The organism is Amycolatopsis sp. NPDC049691 (assembly GCF_040675005.1).
Taxonomy (GTDB): Bacteria; Actinomycetota; Actinomycetes; order Mycobacteriales; family Pseudonocardiaceae; genus Amycolatopsis.
The window spans coordinates 174679-189933 of sequence record NZ_JBFANX010000014.1; the positions used below are offsets into that span (position 1 = coordinate 174679).

Annotated in this window: 11 protein-coding genes and 1 riboswitch; of the genes, 1 reads left to right on the forward strand and 10 read right to left on the reverse strand. The window is 73.7% G+C overall.

The genetic code is table 11. The features are described from left to right. Positions 1–14: 14 nt before the first annotated feature. On the reverse strand, positions 15–1211 hold the full coding sequence (fahA, locus tag AB0J40_RS29530; protein ID WP_364459008.1) for a fumarylacetoacetase: 1197 nt from the start codon (positions 1209–1211) through the stop codon (positions 15–17). A gap of 172 nt (positions 1212–1383) precedes the next feature. Then, the gene (locus tag AB0J40_RS29535; RefSeq protein ID WP_364459011.1) at positions 1384–6339 is read right to left on the reverse strand and encodes a DUF885 domain-containing protein; all 4956 of its coding nucleotides are present in this window, start codon (positions 6337–6339) and stop codon (positions 1384–1386) included. Between the two features lie 123 nt (positions 6340–6462). On the opposite strand from AB0J40_RS29535, the gene AB0J40_RS29540 reads away from it, so the two are divergent. After that, entirely contained in the window at positions 6463–7455 is a 993-nt protein-coding gene (locus tag AB0J40_RS29540; protein WP_364459013.1) for an AsnC family protein, read from the forward strand. Here the strand turns inward: AB0J40_RS29540 and AB0J40_RS29545 are convergent. The 8 genes from AB0J40_RS29545 to AB0J40_RS29580 all read right to left on the reverse strand — a co-directional run bounded on the left by AB0J40_RS29545 (position 7452) and on the right by AB0J40_RS29580 (position 15232). Further along, the gene (locus AB0J40_RS29545) at positions 7452–8381 is read right to left on the reverse strand and encodes an RluA family pseudouridine synthase (RefSeq protein ID WP_364459016.1); all 930 of its coding nucleotides are present in this window, start codon (positions 8379–8381) and stop codon (positions 7452–7454) included. The two genes, AB0J40_RS29540 and AB0J40_RS29545, sit on opposite strands and share 4 nt — an antisense overlap. Further along, positions 8378–8977 carry a signal peptidase II gene (gene lspA, locus AB0J40_RS29550; protein WP_364459231.1) on the reverse strand — a complete coding sequence of 200 codons (600 nt, stop codon included), beginning with the start codon at positions 8975–8977 and terminating at the stop codon, positions 8378–8380. Before lspA ends, AB0J40_RS29545 begins: the two co-directional genes overlap by 4 nt. A 74-nt stretch (positions 8978–9051) precedes the next feature. Next, the gene (locus tag AB0J40_RS29555; RefSeq protein ID WP_364459018.1) at positions 9052–9681 is read right to left on the reverse strand and encodes a hypothetical protein; all 630 of its coding nucleotides are present in this window, start codon (positions 9679–9681) and stop codon (positions 9052–9054) included. Further along, positions 9681–10289: a hypothetical protein gene (locus AB0J40_RS29560; RefSeq protein ID WP_364459021.1), complete on the reverse strand. Its 609-nt coding sequence runs from the start codon at positions 10287–10289 to the stop codon at positions 9681–9683. Before AB0J40_RS29560 ends, AB0J40_RS29555 begins: the two co-directional genes overlap by 1 nt. Positions 10290–10305: 16 nt before the next feature. Then, positions 10306–11685: an aminotransferase class V-fold PLP-dependent enzyme gene (locus AB0J40_RS29565; protein WP_364459023.1), complete on the reverse strand. Its 1380-nt coding sequence runs from the start codon at positions 11683–11685 to the stop codon at positions 10306–10308. A 37-nt stretch (positions 11686–11722) separates the two neighbouring features. Further along, positions 11723–11837, reverse strand: a riboswitch (SAM riboswitch). Positions 11838–11919: 82 nt separating this feature from the next. Continuing rightward, a complete protein-coding gene (locus AB0J40_RS29570; RefSeq protein ID WP_364459024.1) occupies positions 11920–12519 on the reverse strand; it encodes a M23 family metallopeptidase in 600 nt (199 codons plus the stop codon). Positions 12520–12974: 455 nt separating this feature from the next. Next, a complete protein-coding gene (locus AB0J40_RS29575) occupies positions 12975–14453 on the reverse strand; it encodes a potassium/proton antiporter (RefSeq protein WP_364459027.1) in 1479 nt (492 codons plus the stop codon). Between the two features lie 95 nt (positions 14454–14548). Continuing rightward, the gene (locus tag AB0J40_RS29580; RefSeq protein ID WP_364459030.1) at positions 14549–15232 is read right to left on the reverse strand and encodes a metalloregulator ArsR/SmtB family transcription factor; all 684 of its coding nucleotides are present in this window, start codon (positions 15230–15232) and stop codon (positions 14549–14551) included. Between the last annotated feature and the right edge of the window lie 23 nt (positions 15233–15255).

The following is a 15255-nucleotide window of genomic DNA, read 5'->3' on the forward strand; positions in this document are numbered from 1 at the left end:
CGGATCGTCACGCGTCAGCCGGGGACGACGGTGCCGCGCACCTCCCCGAACCCGATCCGCGCACCACCCGGCCCGGGGGCCGTCGCGGTGATCACGACCTCGTCGCCGTCCTCCAGGAACGTGCGGGTCCGACCGTCCGGGAGCTCCAGGGGTTCCCGGCCGCCCCAGGACAGTTCGAGGAACGAGCCGCGCTGGTCGCGGTCCGGGCCGGTGACGGTGCCCGAGGCGAACAGGTCGCCGGTGCGCAGGGTCGCGCCGTTGACCGTGAGGTGGGCGAGCTGCTGGGGCGCGGTCCAGTACTGCGTCGCGAACGGCGGGCGGGACACGAGGTGGCCGTTGAGCCGGATCTCGATCGCCAGGTCGAGTCCCCAGTTTTCGGTGGTGCGCAGGTACTCGAGCGGCTCCGGGTCCTGCGGCGGGCCGCCGACCCGCGCATGGTCGAGCGCGGCGAGGGGGACGATCCACGGCGACACCGACGTCGCGAACGACTTGCCGAGGAACGGGCCCAGCGGCTGGGACTCCCAGGCCTGGATGTCGCGGGCCGACCAGTCGTTGACCAGGCAGACGCCGAAGACGTGGTCCGCGAAGTCCGCGGTGGACACCCGTGTGCCCGGGACCCCGACCACGAACCCGACTTCCGCCTCGATGTCCAGCCGCCGCGACGGGCCGAAGGAGGGAGCGTCGGCGTTGCGCGGCTTGCGTTGCCCGTGCGGGCGGACGACGGGAGTGCCGGACGCGACGACCGTGCCCGCCCGGCCGTGGTAGCCGATGGGCAGGTGCTTCCAGTTGGGCGGCAGCTCGGCCGCGTCGGGCCGGAAGATCCGGCCGGCGTTGAGGGCGTGCTGCTCGCTGGAGTAGAAGTCGACGTAGTCCGCGACCTCGAAGGGGAGGTGCGTGGTGACTTCGGTCAGCGGGTGCAGGTGCGGGCGGAGCTGGTCGGCGTACCGGGGTTCGGTGAGCCGGTCCCGGAGGGTTTCGCGCACCTCCCGCCAGGTGACGGGCCCGGCGGCGAGCAGGGGGTTGAGGACACCCGCGGTGAGCAGCGGCGCGAAAGGGGCGGCGGTCTCTTCGGCCGCGGCGGTGAGGTCGAGGACGTGCTCGCCGACGGGCACGCCGATGCGCCGTTCGGGCGCGCCGCCGACCGAGAAGACGCCGTAGGGCAGGTTGTCCAGGCCGAACGGGCTGTCGTCGGCGAGGTCGAGCCAGGTCACGAGTGCTCCTCAGGTCGAATGTCCGCAAGGGACGGCGAGCGGCCGGTGGGCCGTGTCACGCTCGCGCCGGCCGGCCGGCCGAGCCGCCCCGGCCCGGCTGCGGCCGGGGTGCCGGACCACCACCGCCGCCCGGCGGCGGGAAGCCAGCTCCCGGCCGCCGGGCCCGGCCGCTTCACTTCGCGCGGGCCGCCACCCACTCCGCCACCACGTCCGCCAGCACCGGGAGCGGCACGGTTCCGCTGCCCAGCACCGTGTCGTGGAACTCGCGGATGTCGAACTCCTCGCCCAGGGCCCGCTCCGCCTCCGCCCGCAGCCGCTCGATCTCCAGGCGGCCCACCATGTAGCCCAGCGCCTGGCCCGGGTGACCCGCGTACCGGTCGATCTCCGCCTCGATCTCGATCCGGGCCATCGGCGTGTTCTCGACCAGGTAGTCCACCGCCCGCTGCCGGCTCCAGCCCAGCGCGTGCAGGCCCGTGTCGACCACCAGGCGCGCCGCGCGCATCGAATCCTGCGTCAGCAGGCCGATCCGCGCCACGTCGTCCGAATACAGCCCCATCTCGTCGGCCAGCCGCTCCGCGTACAGCCCCCAGCCTTCGGCGTAGGCGTTGAACATGCCGATCCGGCGCAGCAGCGGCACTCCGGTCAGCTGCTGGGCGAGCGTCAGCTGGAAGTGGTGCCCCGGCACGGCTTCGTGGAACGCCACCGCCTCCCCGAGCGTCCGCTGCCGCTGGTCGGCCTCGTGCGTGTTCGCGTAGTACGTGCCCGGCCGCGAACCGTCCAGTGACGGGTCGATGTAGTACGCGATCGAGCCGCTTTCCGCCTCGGCGGCCGGCACCGGCGCGACCTCGCACTTCTGCTCCGGAACGCGCAGGAACCACTGCGGCGCCACGGCTTCCGCCCGCGCGATCGTCGCGCGGGCCGCGTCCAGCAGCTCCTCGCCGTCGCGCCAGCGCAACGCCGGGTCCGTGCGGATCCGGTCGAAGATCTCCGCGAGGTCGGTGGTACCGAACACCTTCGCGCCCAGCTCGCGGTACTCCCCCGCCAGCCGCTCGATGATCGCCAGCCCGGTGTCGTGCAGGTCCTGGGCCGTGCGCTCGGTCGTCGTCTCCGCCCGGATCAGCGCCGCGTAGCGCTCCGCGCCGCCCGGCAGGTCGCCGATGCCCGGCGACGTCTCCGGCCGCGCGACCGGCACCACCTCGTCGGCCAGGAAGTCCCGGTAGCGCGCGTACGCGGGCCGCACGACCTCGGCCAGCAACCGGTCACGCTCGGCCTCCAGCCCGTGGACCGGCACCTTCAGCGGGTCATTGTCCGGTGCCGCGAGGTAGCGCTCGACGTAGCCGATCCCGATGCGCGCCAGGAACTCCGGCGGCGTCAAGCCCTCGGCGAGCGCGGCCCGCTGCCGCTCGATCAGCTGGTCCAGGTACGTGCCGATCGCGGCGAGCCTGCTCAGGTAGCCACGGGACTTGGCCTCGTCGTCGAGCACCGTCTGCGGCAGCTCCATCAGCAGCTCCAGCGCCGGCGCGGCCAGCCCATCGCTCACCGCGATGTCGGCGCGGCCCGAGTCCAGCACGTCGATCTGCGTGCGGGCCTGCCAGATCACGACGTCCCGCGTGACGCGCTCGGCGGGCGGCAGCTCGCCGAGCGCCTCGGCCCGCGCGATGAGCGCGGCGAACCCGGCGCGCTGCCGGGCGATCGCTTCGGCGGACTGGTCGGCGAGCTTGTCGTGCGTGCCCGGCAGCCCGTAGAGCGACGGCAGCAGCGGCTGCGCCTCGAACATCAGCTCCAGGCACTCGTCGGCCAGCCGGTCGGCGGTGTCGCCCTGCGCCGCCACCCAGTCCGTGACGACCTTGGCCAGCGCCGGCAGCGGCAGCATGCCGTGGCCCAGCACGACTTCGTGGAACGCGCGGATGTCGAAGCGGTCGCCGAGCGCCTCCTCGGCCTCGGCCCGCAGCCGCTGGATCTCCAGCCGACCCACCATGTACCCGAGGGCCTGGGCCGGCCAACCGGCGTACCGGTCGATCTCCGCCTCGATCTCCAGCCGCGCCATCGGCGTGTTGTCGACGAGGTAGTCGATCGCCTGCTGCCGGCTCCAGCCCAGCGCGTGCATCCCGGTGTCGACGACCAGCCGGCCCGCCCGCATCGAATCCTGCGTCAGCATGCCCAGCCGGGCCACGTCGTCGGAGTACAGGCCCATCTCGTCGGCGAGCCGCTCCGCGTAGAGGCCCCAGCCTTCGGCGTAGGCGTTGAACATGCCGATCCGCCGCAGCAGCGGCAGGTCCGTCAGCTCCTGGGCGAGGCTGAGCTGGAAGTGGTGCCCCGGCACGGCTTCGTGGAACGCGATCGCCTCGCTCGTGAAACGCGGGCGCTTGTCGGCCTCGTACGTGTTGGCGTAGTAGGTCCCCGGCCGCGTGCCGTCGAGCGACGGCTGCAGGTAGTACGCGATCGTGCCGCTCGCCGCGTCGGCCTCGGGCACCGGCGCGACCTCGCACTTCTCGGCCGGAATGCTCTTGAACCACCGCGGTGCCACGGCTTCGGCGCGCGCGATGGCGTCGCGGGCCGCGGCCAGCAGCTCCTCGCCGTCGCGCCAGCGCAACGCCGGATCGGTGCGCAGCCGCTCGAAGATCTCGGCGAGCTCGCCGGTGCCGAACACCTTCTGCCCCAGCTCGCGGTATTCGTCCGCGAGCTTCGCGATCAGCGCCAGGCCGGTGTCGTGCAGGTCCTGGGCCGTGCGCTCGGTCGTCGTCTCCGCGCGGATCAGCGCCGCGTACCGCTCGGCGCCGCCCGGCACGTGGCCGATGCCGGGTTCGGTGTCGGGCCGCCCGACCGGCTCGACCTCGGTGCGCAGGAAGTCGCGGTAGCGGGCGTACGCCGGGTGCACGACCTCGGCGAGCAGCCGGTCGCGCTCGGCTTCGAAGCCCTCGACGTCCGCCGTCGTGCCCACCTTCAGCGGGTCGCTGTCCGGCGCCGCCAGGTACCGCTCGATGTACTCGATGCCGACACGGGCGAGGTAGGCCGCCGGCACGAGCCCCTCGGCCAGGCTCTCGCGCTGCCGCTCGGCCAGCTGCTCGAGGAACGTGCCCGCCGCCGCGAGCCGGGCCAGGTAGCCGCACGCCTTCTTCTCGTCGTCCAGCTTGTAGTACGGCAGGTACAGCAGCAGTCCCAGCGCGGGGGCGGTCAGCCCGTCGCTGACCGCGATGTCGGCGCTGCGGGCGCCGAGCCGGTCGGCTTCCACCTCGGCGGAGGCGATCACGACCTCGCGCGTCACGGCCTCTTCCGCGCTCAGGCCGTCCACGGGCAGCGCCCGGGCGCGGGCGGCGAGCTCCCGGTAGGCGACGCGGAACCGCTCCTGCGCCGCCCGGGTCTGGTCGGCGAGCCGGTCGTGGTCGCCGGGCAGCCCGAACACCGACGGATAGAGCGGCTCGTGCTCGAAGGACAGCTCGACCAGCTCGGCGGCCAGGCCGTTGGCCGTGTCGCCGTGCCCGGCCACCCACTCGTCGACGGCGGCGGCGAGCGCCGACAGCGGCAGGGCGCCCCCGGCGAGCACCAGGTCGTGGAACGCGCGGATGTCGAACCGCGAGCCCAGCCGCTCCTCGGCGCGGGCGCGGATCCGCTGGATCTCCAGCCGCCCCACCATGTACGCCAGCGCCTGGCCCGGCCACGCGATGTACCGGTCGATCTCGGCCTCGATCTCCACCCGGGCCATCGGCGTGTTCTCGGCCAGGTAGTCGACGGCCTGCTGCCGGCTCCAGCCCAGCGCGTGCATCCCGGTGTCGACGACCAGCCGGCCCGCGCGCATCGAGTCGGCGGTCAGCATGCCCAGCCGCGCGACGTCGCCGGAGTACAGGCCCATCTCGTCGGCGAGGCGCTCGCTGTAGAGGCCCCAGCCCTCGGTGTAGGCGGTGAAGCTGCCGATGCGGCGCAGCAGCGGCAGGTCGGTCAGGCCGGTCGCGACGCTCAGCTGGAAGTGGTGCCCCGGCACGGCTTCGTGGAACGCGGTCGACTCGGCGGAGTGCCGGAAGCGTTCGGTGGCCTCGTAGGTGTTCGCGAAGTAGATGCCCGGACGGGAGCCGTCGGCGGCCGGGCGCAGGTAGTACGCCGGGGGCGCGCCGGGCGCGGCTTCCTCCGGCACCGCCTCGACCAGGCACGGCTGCGACGGCACGTGACCGAACCACTTCGGGGCTTCGGCGGTCGCGCGGGCGACGGCGGTGCGCGCGGTGTCCAGCAGCTCTTCGGCGTCGGTCCAGCGCAGGGCCGGGTCGGTGCGCAGCCGCTCGAAGATCTCGGCGAGGTCGTCGGTGCCGAAGACCTTCTGCCCCAGCTCGCGGTACTCGGCGGCCAGCGAGTCGATGACGTCGAGGCCGGTCCGGTGCAGTTCCTCGGGCGTGCGGTCGGTGGTCGTGTGCACCTTCGCCAGCCGCGCGTACGCCTCTTCCCCGCCCGGCAGCCACTTCAGCCCGGGCCGGTCGGCGGGCCGGCCGTGCGGCCGCACCTCCGTGTCGAGGAACGCGCGGTACTCGGCGAAGGCCGGGCGGACGACGTCGGCCAGCAGCTCGTCCCGCCGCCGGCCGAACTCCTCGTCGGGCGCGGGCTGGCGGCGCAGCGGGTCGGCGTCCGGGGCGGCGAGGTAGCGGTCGAGGTGCGCGATCGCGGCCTCGACCAGGTGCGCCACCGGGGTGCGCCCGGCGGCGATGCCCTCGGCGTGCCGCCGGGCGGCCTGGCGCAGGTACTCCGGGACGGCGGCCAGCCTGCCGAGCTGGGCCTCCGCGGCTTCGCCCGCGGTCACGGTCGTCATCGGCAGCACCATCAGCAGCGACGCCGCGGGCGCGACCATGACGTCGGTGACGGTGAACTCGGCCATCCGGCTGTCGATCGCCGCCACGCGGTCTTCCGCCGTGGCGATGAGGACGTCCCGGGTGACGCGGTCCTCGGCCGACAGCTCCCCGGCCTCCAGCGCGCGGGCCCGCTCGGCGAACCCCGCGAGCGTGGCCCGGTGCGCCTGCTCGGCCTCGGCGGACAGGTCCGGCAGGCCGGGCTCGGCCGGCCGGACGCCCAGGATGGCGGGCGTCAGCGGATCGGCGGCGAACAGCGCTTCGACGAACTCCTCGGCGAGTTCGGTGACCGCGGTCATGGGCAGGACCCCCAGCTTCGGTGTTGTGCTCCCGTCCGACCCTAACGGAGATCACCGACAAGAACGGTGGACCGCCGGACGGGCCCGGCACGGGAGGATCGGCGAGGCGGTAGCGTTCTGCGGGTGGCCGTGACCGATCCCGTGGACATCCGCCTGCTCGCCGCGCTCGCCGACCTCGGCAAGACCGCGGTGCACGAGCTGGCGGCCAAGGTCGGCATGGATCCCCGCGAGGTCGCCTACCGGCTGGTCGCGCTGTCCGGCAGCGGGCTGCCGCTGCTCGTCGGCGTCGAGAGCGACCCGCAGGGGTTGCGCGCGGCGATCGCGGGCGCGCCGCCGTCGTGGGCGAACCGGCCGCCGCAGCAGCAGTTTCCGGCGCCGCAGCAGTTCGCGCCGCCGTCGCACCCGGTACCCCAGCAGCCCGCGCCGCCGATGCCGCCCGGCCCGGGTCCGCAGGGCGTCCCGTCGGGGCCGTACAACGTGCAGGGCGCGCCTTCGGGGCCGTACACCGTCCAAGGCGCGCCCTCGGGCCCCTACACCGTCCAGGGCACGCCGTCCGGGCGCTACCCCGGCCCGCCGCCGCGCCCCCAGTTCGCCCCGCCGCCGGTGCCGATCGACCCCGCCGTCAGCACGTGGGGCCTGCCGCAGACGGCGTCGTGGGCCCGCGGCGACGAGCCGGCCCGCCCGGCGGCCACCGGCAAGCGGGGCAAGCTCGGCGAGGTCATGGAGACCCAGGGCCTGGAGGGCGAGCAGCTGTCCGTGCAGCTGCTGGAGGTCCAGGACCCGGCGGACTACCTGTTCGGCGCGGCGGGCTACCGGCTGGAGGCCGGTGAACGCGCGGTCGTCGTGCACACCGAGATCACCAACCGCGGGTCGATCCCGTTCGCGTCGCTGCCGGACAACTACCTCGAGCTGCTCGCGGCCGACGGCACCGCGATCGGCAAGGCGCCGGTGTCGCTGACGTCCCGGCCGCCGCACAAGATCGGCGTCAAGCCGGGCGAAACCCTGGGCGGCCACACGGTGTACGTCCTGCCGGACGCGACACGCGTGGTTTCGGTCCGCTGGAGCCCGCGGCCGGAGCCGGACGAACGCACGCTCACCTGGTCGATCGAGGACTAGTAGCTTTCCTCGCGCAGGATTTCGAGAGCCTTCGCCAGGTCGTCCGGGTACTCGGACTCGAACTCGACCCAGCGGCCGTCCGCCGGGTGCGCGAACGCCAGGGTCTTCGCGTGCAGCCACTGGCGGCTCAGGCCGAGGTGGCGGGCCAGCACCGGATCCGCGCCGTACGTCAGGTCGCCGACGCAGGGGTGGCGCAGCGCCGAGAAGTGCACGCGGATCTGGTGCGTCCGCCCGGTTTCCAGCTTGATGTGCGCCAGCGACGCCGCCCGGAACGCCTCGACGACCTCGTAGTGCGTGACGCTCGGGCGGCCGCCCTGGACGACCGCGAACTTGTAGTCGTGGCGCGGGTGGCGGTCGATCGGGGCGTCGATCGTGCCGCGCGTCGGGTCGGGGTGGCCCTGGACGATCGCGTGGTAGCCCTTGTCCACCGTGCGTTCCTTGAACGCGCGCTTCAGGACCGTGTACGCGTGCTCGCTCTTGGCCACCACCATCACGCCGGTGGTGCCGGCGTCGAGCCGGTGCACGACACCCTGCCGCTCGGCCGCGCCCGACGTCGCGATCCGCAGGCCGGCCGCGGCGAGGCCGCCGACGACCGTCGGGCCGGTCCAGCCCGGGCTGGGGTGCACGGCGACGCCGACCGGCTTGGAGATCACGACGATGTCGTCGTCGTCGTGCAGGATCCGCATGCCCTCGACCGGCTCGGCGACGACCTCGACGGGGTTCGCCGGCTCCGGCAGCGTGATCTCCAGCAGACCGCCGCCGGAAAGCCGGTCGGACTTGCCCGCCGGACGGCCGTCGAGCAGCACGTCGCCGGCTTCGGCCAGCTCCGCGACGACGGTCCGCGAGAGGCCGAGCAGCTTGGCGAGGCCGGCGTCGACCCGCATCCCGTCGAGCCCGTCGGGCACCGGGAGCATCCGCGAGCTCACGCCTGCTCCTCCTGTGCCTTCTCGACTGCCTTCTCGACTTTCTTCTTGTCCTTGGTCGACGTGCCGTCGTAGTCCTTGCCCAGCAGGGACAGCAGCACGATCAGCGCGCCGCCGACGCAGATGGCCGAGTCGGCGATGTTGAAGATCGCGAAGCCCTTGCCATTCGGGGCGAACGCCGAGATGAAGTCGACGACGTGCCCCTGCAACCCGCCGGGCGCCCGGAAGATGCGGTCGGTGAGGTTGCCCGTGGCGCCGGCGAGCACGAGGCCGAGGCCGATGGCCCAGCCGATCGAGCGCAGCCGCCGGGACAGCCAGATGATCGCGATGACGACGGCGAGGGCGACCAGCGCGAGCACCCACGTCATGCCGGTGGCCATCGAGAACGCGGCGCCGGGGTTGCGGATCACCTGCAGGTAGATCAGCCCGCCGAGGATCCGGACCGGCTCCTTGCCCTCCAGGTTGGCGGCGACCAGGTTCTTCGTGACCAGGTCGATCGCCCAGAACACGACGGCGACGGCGAACACCCAGCCCACGCGCCGCTTCGGCAGCGGCTTCGCCGGCTCTTCCGGCGTCTCCTGCACGGTCTCGGGCGCCACTTCGGCGTCGGTGTCGATGTCGGGTTCGGAGTGGCTGGGCTCGGTGCTCACCGCTCCATTCTCCACGGTGCTGGTCAGGCGGTGTCGGCGGCGGTGACCGGCCCGCGCAGGAGCACCGCGAACGCGGCGGCGAACAGCAGGCCCGCCGCCACCAGCGCCCCGGCCGCCAGGGCCGGGAAGACCACCGTGACCAGGACGAACACGACTGGGACGGCCGCCAGGAACCAGCTGCGCTCGTACGCGGCCAGCAGCAGGAGGCCGAGCGCGGCCAGCAGCGCGCCGCGCACGTCCCCGGGCAGCCGCAGCTCCAGCGCGCCGACCAGGTCGAGCAGCGGGACGGCCGCCAGCGCGCCCAGGGTGCCGAGCACGAACCGGACGGGCCGCGGCGCTGTGCCGGCCCGGCGCAGGGACAGCCAGTACCAGCCGGCCACGGCGAGCACGACGCAGGCGAGGCCGGCGAGCCAGCCGAGCGTCGCCGACGGGACGACGTCGGTGGCCGTGGCGAAGGCGATCCCCGAAAGCTCGTTGTCGGGCCGGCCGGTGCCGCCCAGCCCGCCGGTGCCGAGACTCCGGACCGGCTGGTACTCCGGTCCGGCCACGGTTCCGAAGGTGCGGTCCCCGGGCAGCAGCTCGACCGCCACCATGACCAGCAAGGCGAACCCGAGCGCCGCCAACGGGAACCAGGACCGCCGCGAACTCCCCATCACCGCAGGGCCTCGGACGCCGGGCGAAGGAGGGCCGCGAAAGCCGCGGTGAGCAGAACGGCCGCCGAGCCGAGCACCCCCACCAGGTCCGCCGACAGCAGCACGGCGATCACCCCGAACCCGGCCGTGGCGAGCAGGACGAGTTTGCTGCGCTCGTACGCGGAGAGGACAAGCAGGCCGAGGGTGGCCAGCAGCGGGCCGCGCAGGCCGTCGCCGAGCCGGAACTGCCACGACCCGACCAGGTCGAGGAGCGGAAGGGCGACGAGCGCCCCGACCGCCCCGAGGACGAACCAGTCGAGTCGGGCGGGGCGCAGGACGGCCGCGTACCAGATCGCCGTGCCGAGCAGCACCACGCCGAGCGCGATCAGCCAGACCGGACCGGCCGGCAAGCCCGCGCCCGGTGCGTGATAAGGGTCCTGCGTGAGAAACTGCCCGCGGCCGACGTCGGCGGTGGCGCGAAGGTTCTCCTGGCTCATCGGGAGCGACACGATGTTCACGAATTCGCCCTCGGCCGGGCTGCGGCGGGACAGCAGCTGCACCGCCGCCATGCCGATCTGCGTGAGCCCGAGCAGTGCCAACGGAAACCAGAAACGCCGCCCTCTCCCCATCGGGCCAGGTTAGCGCTCAGCAGAACGGCGGCAGCTCCCGCGGGTCGCCGACCGGGGCCCACCGGCCGTCCACCTTCGCGTACTCCCAGCGGGCCCCGCGCGCGACGATCTGGCGCAGCGCGCGGACCACGCGGTCGACGTGCTCCTCGGTGCTGCCCAGGCCGAGGCTGACGCGGATCGCCTGCTGCCCGTCGCCGCCGGTGAGGCCGATCAGGCGCTTGACCGCGATGTGCGCGCAGAAGGCGCCGTCGCGGACGCCGATGCCGTACTCGGCCGACAGCACCGCGGCGAGCCAGCCCGGGTCGAAGCCGTCGACGACGAAGCCGACCGTGCCGACGCGGTCGACCGGCGCGTCGAACAGCCGCAGCTCGGCGCAGCCCGGGATGCCTTCGAGTCCCTTGCGCAGCCGGGCGAGCAGGGCCTGCTCGTGCTCTTCGATCGCGGCCCAGTTCCCGGCCAGGGTCTCGCACGCGACGCCGAGCGCGTACACCCCGACGGTGTTGGGCGAGCCGGCTTCGTGGCGCTCGGGCCCGGTGCTCCAGACGACGGCGTCCTCGGTGACGAGCTTGGTCGCGCCGCCGCCGGCGAGGTACGGCCGGGCGGCACGCAGCCAGTCGGCGCGGCCGATCAGCGCGCCCGCGCCGAAAGGCGCGTAGAGCTTGTGGCCGGACAGCGCGACGTAGTCGACGTCCAGCTCCTTGATGGAGATCCGGCGGTGCGGGGCGAGCTGGGCGGCGTCGAGCGCGACGCGGGCGCCGTGCTTGCGCGCGACGGCGGCGATCTCGGCGACGGGGAGCAGCTCACCGGTCACATTGGACGCTCCGGTGACGACGACCAGTCGCGGTCCCTGCGGGGCGTCCGCGAGTGCTTCGTCCACAGCGGACACCGCGGCGAGGCGGGTGCGCGGGGTCGGGATCCGCCGGACGTTCGAGCCCTGCCACGGCAGCAGCGCGGCGTGGTGCTCGGTGTCGAAGACGATCACGGTCGTGTGCCGGGGCAGGCTGCGGGCGAGCAGGTTGAAGGAATCGGTGGTGTTGCGGGTGAACACGACGGTGTCGGTCTGCCGGGCGTCGACGAAGCGGCGCAGGACGTCGCGCGTGCGCTCGTAGAGCTTGGTGGAGACCTGGGAGGCGAAGCCGGCGCCGCGGTGGACGCTGGCGTACCAGGGCAGGAACTCGTCGACCTTGGCCCGGACGGTGTCGAGACAGGGGGCGCTCGCGGCGTGGTCGAGGTTGGCGTAGCCGATCGTCTCACCCGTGACGAGCGGGACCCGCAGAGCGGCGCCGGCGACGGCCGGGATGTCCTGCGCGGCAACGGTTTCCTCGGCGGTGCGGGCGGCCGGGACGAGTGTGCCCGCTTCGGCCAGGGTGGTGGTGCGGTCGACGGCGAAAGTCATCGGTGCCTCCTCGGCGGTCCGGGGGACCCCGGCGAGGGGCCCGCGCTTGCCGGTCGCACGGCGCGACCAGCCCGGTCTTCACCCGGGGCACCCCACCGCGGTAGGAGGGTTGCCGGTCAGCAAGCCGGGGCTTTGCGCTGACACTCATGACCTGATTAAGAAAGTAACCGAGAACGCGGCGGGCGGCCAAGCTTCTCCGCAACATCTGAGACCCCGCTCACACACCGTGAGGGCTCAGAGCTTCGCGCGGAAGCGCCCCGGGAGCTGCGTCACGGCGTTGTCCGCGAGGTGGGTCGCGGTGCCCGTGTACTGCCCGGCTCCGGCGGTGAAGCGCCAGCCGCCGATGGACTTGCCGTCGACGGGCTCGGCGACCGGCCTGCCGTCCCCGCTGACGGTCCAGAGCGTGAAGTGCACGTGGGCGCCGGTGCTGCTGCCACCGCACGGGAGCGCGTTGCCGGTCGACCCGAGGACAGCGCCGGCCTCGACGTGTTCGCCGTCGGTGACCGCGATGCCCTCCAGGTGGTAGTAGCCGGTCCGCCAGCCACCGTCGTGGTCGACGGTCACCCAGTCACCGCCCGCGCAGTGCTGCAGGCGGACGGTCCCGGCCAGCGGCGCGCGCACGGTCCGGTCGGCCGGGCTGAAGTCGATGGCGTTCTCGACGCCGGTGCTGCCGTCGTCGGAGTGGATGCCGGCCGAGTAGACCTGCTGGCCGGCCGTGAACGGCAGGGCGAGGGCGGGGAACCCTCCGGCGGTCGCGGCCGGCGCACCGAGGAAGCCGAGGACCGCGGTCATCGCGACGGCGAGGGCCGTCCTGCGGACGTGCGGAATTGTCACCGTGCGTGCTCCTTTGGCGTCGCGCTCACCCGTTCGAAGTAACCGGATCGGGCGCAGAGTAGGCCAAAGGGTGGATCATGGGGAAGATTTCGGACGGGGAAGATCACCCTCGCGGGAAAAGATCACCAGGTCGGCGCGGAGAGTGGACAGGCGCCGGACAACGCGCGGCTAGGGCGACGCGCGTTTGAAGGGCTCGCGCCTGGCGTCGCGCGCACGCTCCGCGGCCCGAATAAGCGCGCCGACGCGGGGGCAGAGCATCACGCGCAGGCGCGGCGAGGCCGCCTCGCAGATCAGGCGGACCGGCTCGCAGGCCTCCCCGCCGGACAGGCCCTCCCGACCGCGCACCGGCGCGCCGAGGCATCTCTCTCGCGATCCAAGCCGGCTCGCGCGCCTGCCATGCCGGCCCTCCTGGTTCACCGAACCATCGGATCGGGCCCGCCACGGCCACGAGCGGGTTACCGCCCCGACTCGCCCCGCCAGCGGGCCAGCCGGCCCGCCCGGTCCACCGCTCGCAACCGGCGCTCGACCGCGTCGCGGACCGCCGTCGTCGTCACCACCAGCAGCTGGTCGTTCTCCTGCAGCCGGCTCGTCTTCTGGGGGGTGAAGCCCGCGCCCTCGCGGACCACCAGGCTCACCGTTGCCCCCGTGGGCAGCCGCAGCTCCGACAGGTACACGCCGTGCAGCTTCGATCCCGGCTGGATGCGGACCTGCAGCAGCTCGGCGCCCAGCTCGTCCAGTGGCGCCGAGTCGACCTCGACCTCGTGCGCCTCGGACTTCTTCGCCAGCCCGAGCCTGCGCCCGAGCGGGCCGAGCGTCGCGCCCTGGACCAGCGTCAGCACGATCACCAGCACGAACACCGCGTCGACCAGCCGTTGCGCGCCCGGCAGGCCCTGCGACAGCGGGATCATCGCGAGCACGATCGGCACCGCGCCGCGCAGCCCGGCCCACGACAGGAACGCCTGCTCCCGCCACGGCAGCCGGAACGGCAGCACCGAGAGCACCACCGAGATCGGCCGGGCCAGCAGCAGCACGACGGCGCCCGCGACCAGGCCCGGAATCAGCGTCTCGAACAGCCGGCTCGGCGACGCGAACAGCCCGAGCAGCACGAACAGCCCGATCTGCGCCAGCCAGCCGAGCCCCTCGGCGAACGACAATGTGTCCGACCGGTGCGGCAGCCGCGAATTGCCCAGCACCAGCGCGGCGACGTAGGTCGCGAGCAGCCCGGACGCGTGCGCCAGCTGGCCGGACGAGTACGCGACCACGCAGACCGCGACCGTCGCGAGCGGGTAGAGCCCGGTCGCCGGCAGCGCGGCCCGGCGCAGCGCGAGCCCGCCGAGCCAGCCGAAGCCGAGCCCGATCGCCAGGCCGGCCCCCAGCTCGTAGACCACCAGCAGCGGCAGCGTCCAGTCCACAGTGGTGCCTTCGGCCAGCACGACGACGGCGATGTACGCCGGCGCGTCGTTGATGCCGGACTCCAGCTCCAGCGCCCCGACCAGGCGCTTGCCGATCCCGGCCGTGCGCAGCACCGAGAACACCGCCGCCGCGTCGGTCGAGGCGAGCACCGCGCCCCACAGCAGGGCGAACCGCCAGTCGAGGCCGAGCAGGAAGTGCAGCGCCGCACCGGTGACCGCGACGCTCACCACAACGGCCACTGTGGACAGTACGATTCCCAGGCCCAGCGCGGGTTTCACGGCGGACCAGCGCGTTGTCAGCCCGCCTTCGGCGAGGATCATGACGAGGGCGGCGAGGCCCAGCGACTGGGTCAGCCCGGGGTTGTCGAACCGGATGCCGAAGCCGGCTTCGCCCAGCAGCACGCCGATCCCGAGGTACAGCAGCAGCGAAGGCAGGCCGAGCCGGATGGAGACGCGCACGGCGAGCACGGACGCGAGCAGCACGACGCCGCCGACGCCGAGCAACACGGGGAGCTGGTCCATGCCGCCTCCCTCCGAGTGCCGTGGGCACTCAGAATAGTGAAGCGGGTGGGTTAACTCGTTCGTGTACCGTCGGCCCGAGCCGGACACTTGGTGTGTTAAGGAGCACCGAGCGCAGCGAGATCGACACCGAGCGCCGCGAACGGCTTGACAGCGCTCGGATGCACCTTCACGGCGCGGTGGCCGTCCCGGCCGACCCAGCCCGCCTCGACCGCCCGGTCGAGCAGCGCCGCGGGCAGCGCGCCGGCGAGGTGGTCGCGGCGCTCCGTCCAATCCAGACAGTCGCGCAGCAGCGGCCGCCGCCCGGCGGCGACCGGCACGCCGAGCCCGGCCAGCACCTCGCGGCCGCGGGCGGTCAGCGTCAGCCCGTCGGCGGTGTCGAGCAGGCCGGTGGCGAGCATCCCGTCGCGGACGGCGACACCCAGCACGCCGGCGAGGTGGTCGTAGCAGGTGCGCGCGAAGCCGAGCCGCTGCACCCGCAGCGACGACTTCAGCCCGGTCACCGGGCGGTGCTCGGCGTGCTGGGCCAGGTGCTCGATCAGCTCGGCGACGCGCGGGTCGGCGATCCGGACGTAGCTGGCGCGGCCCTGCTTGACCCGGACGACGAACCCGGCGTCGACCAGCCGGGTGACGTGCTCACTGGCCGTGGAGAGCGCGATCCCGGCCGCCTTGGCCAGCTCGCCGACGGTCCAGGCCCGCCCGTCGAGCAGGGCGAGGCACATGGTGGCCCGACTCGGGTCGGCGAGCACCGCGGCGACCTCGGCGAGGGCGATCGTCTCCATGCCCCCACGCTACGACCCGCGCC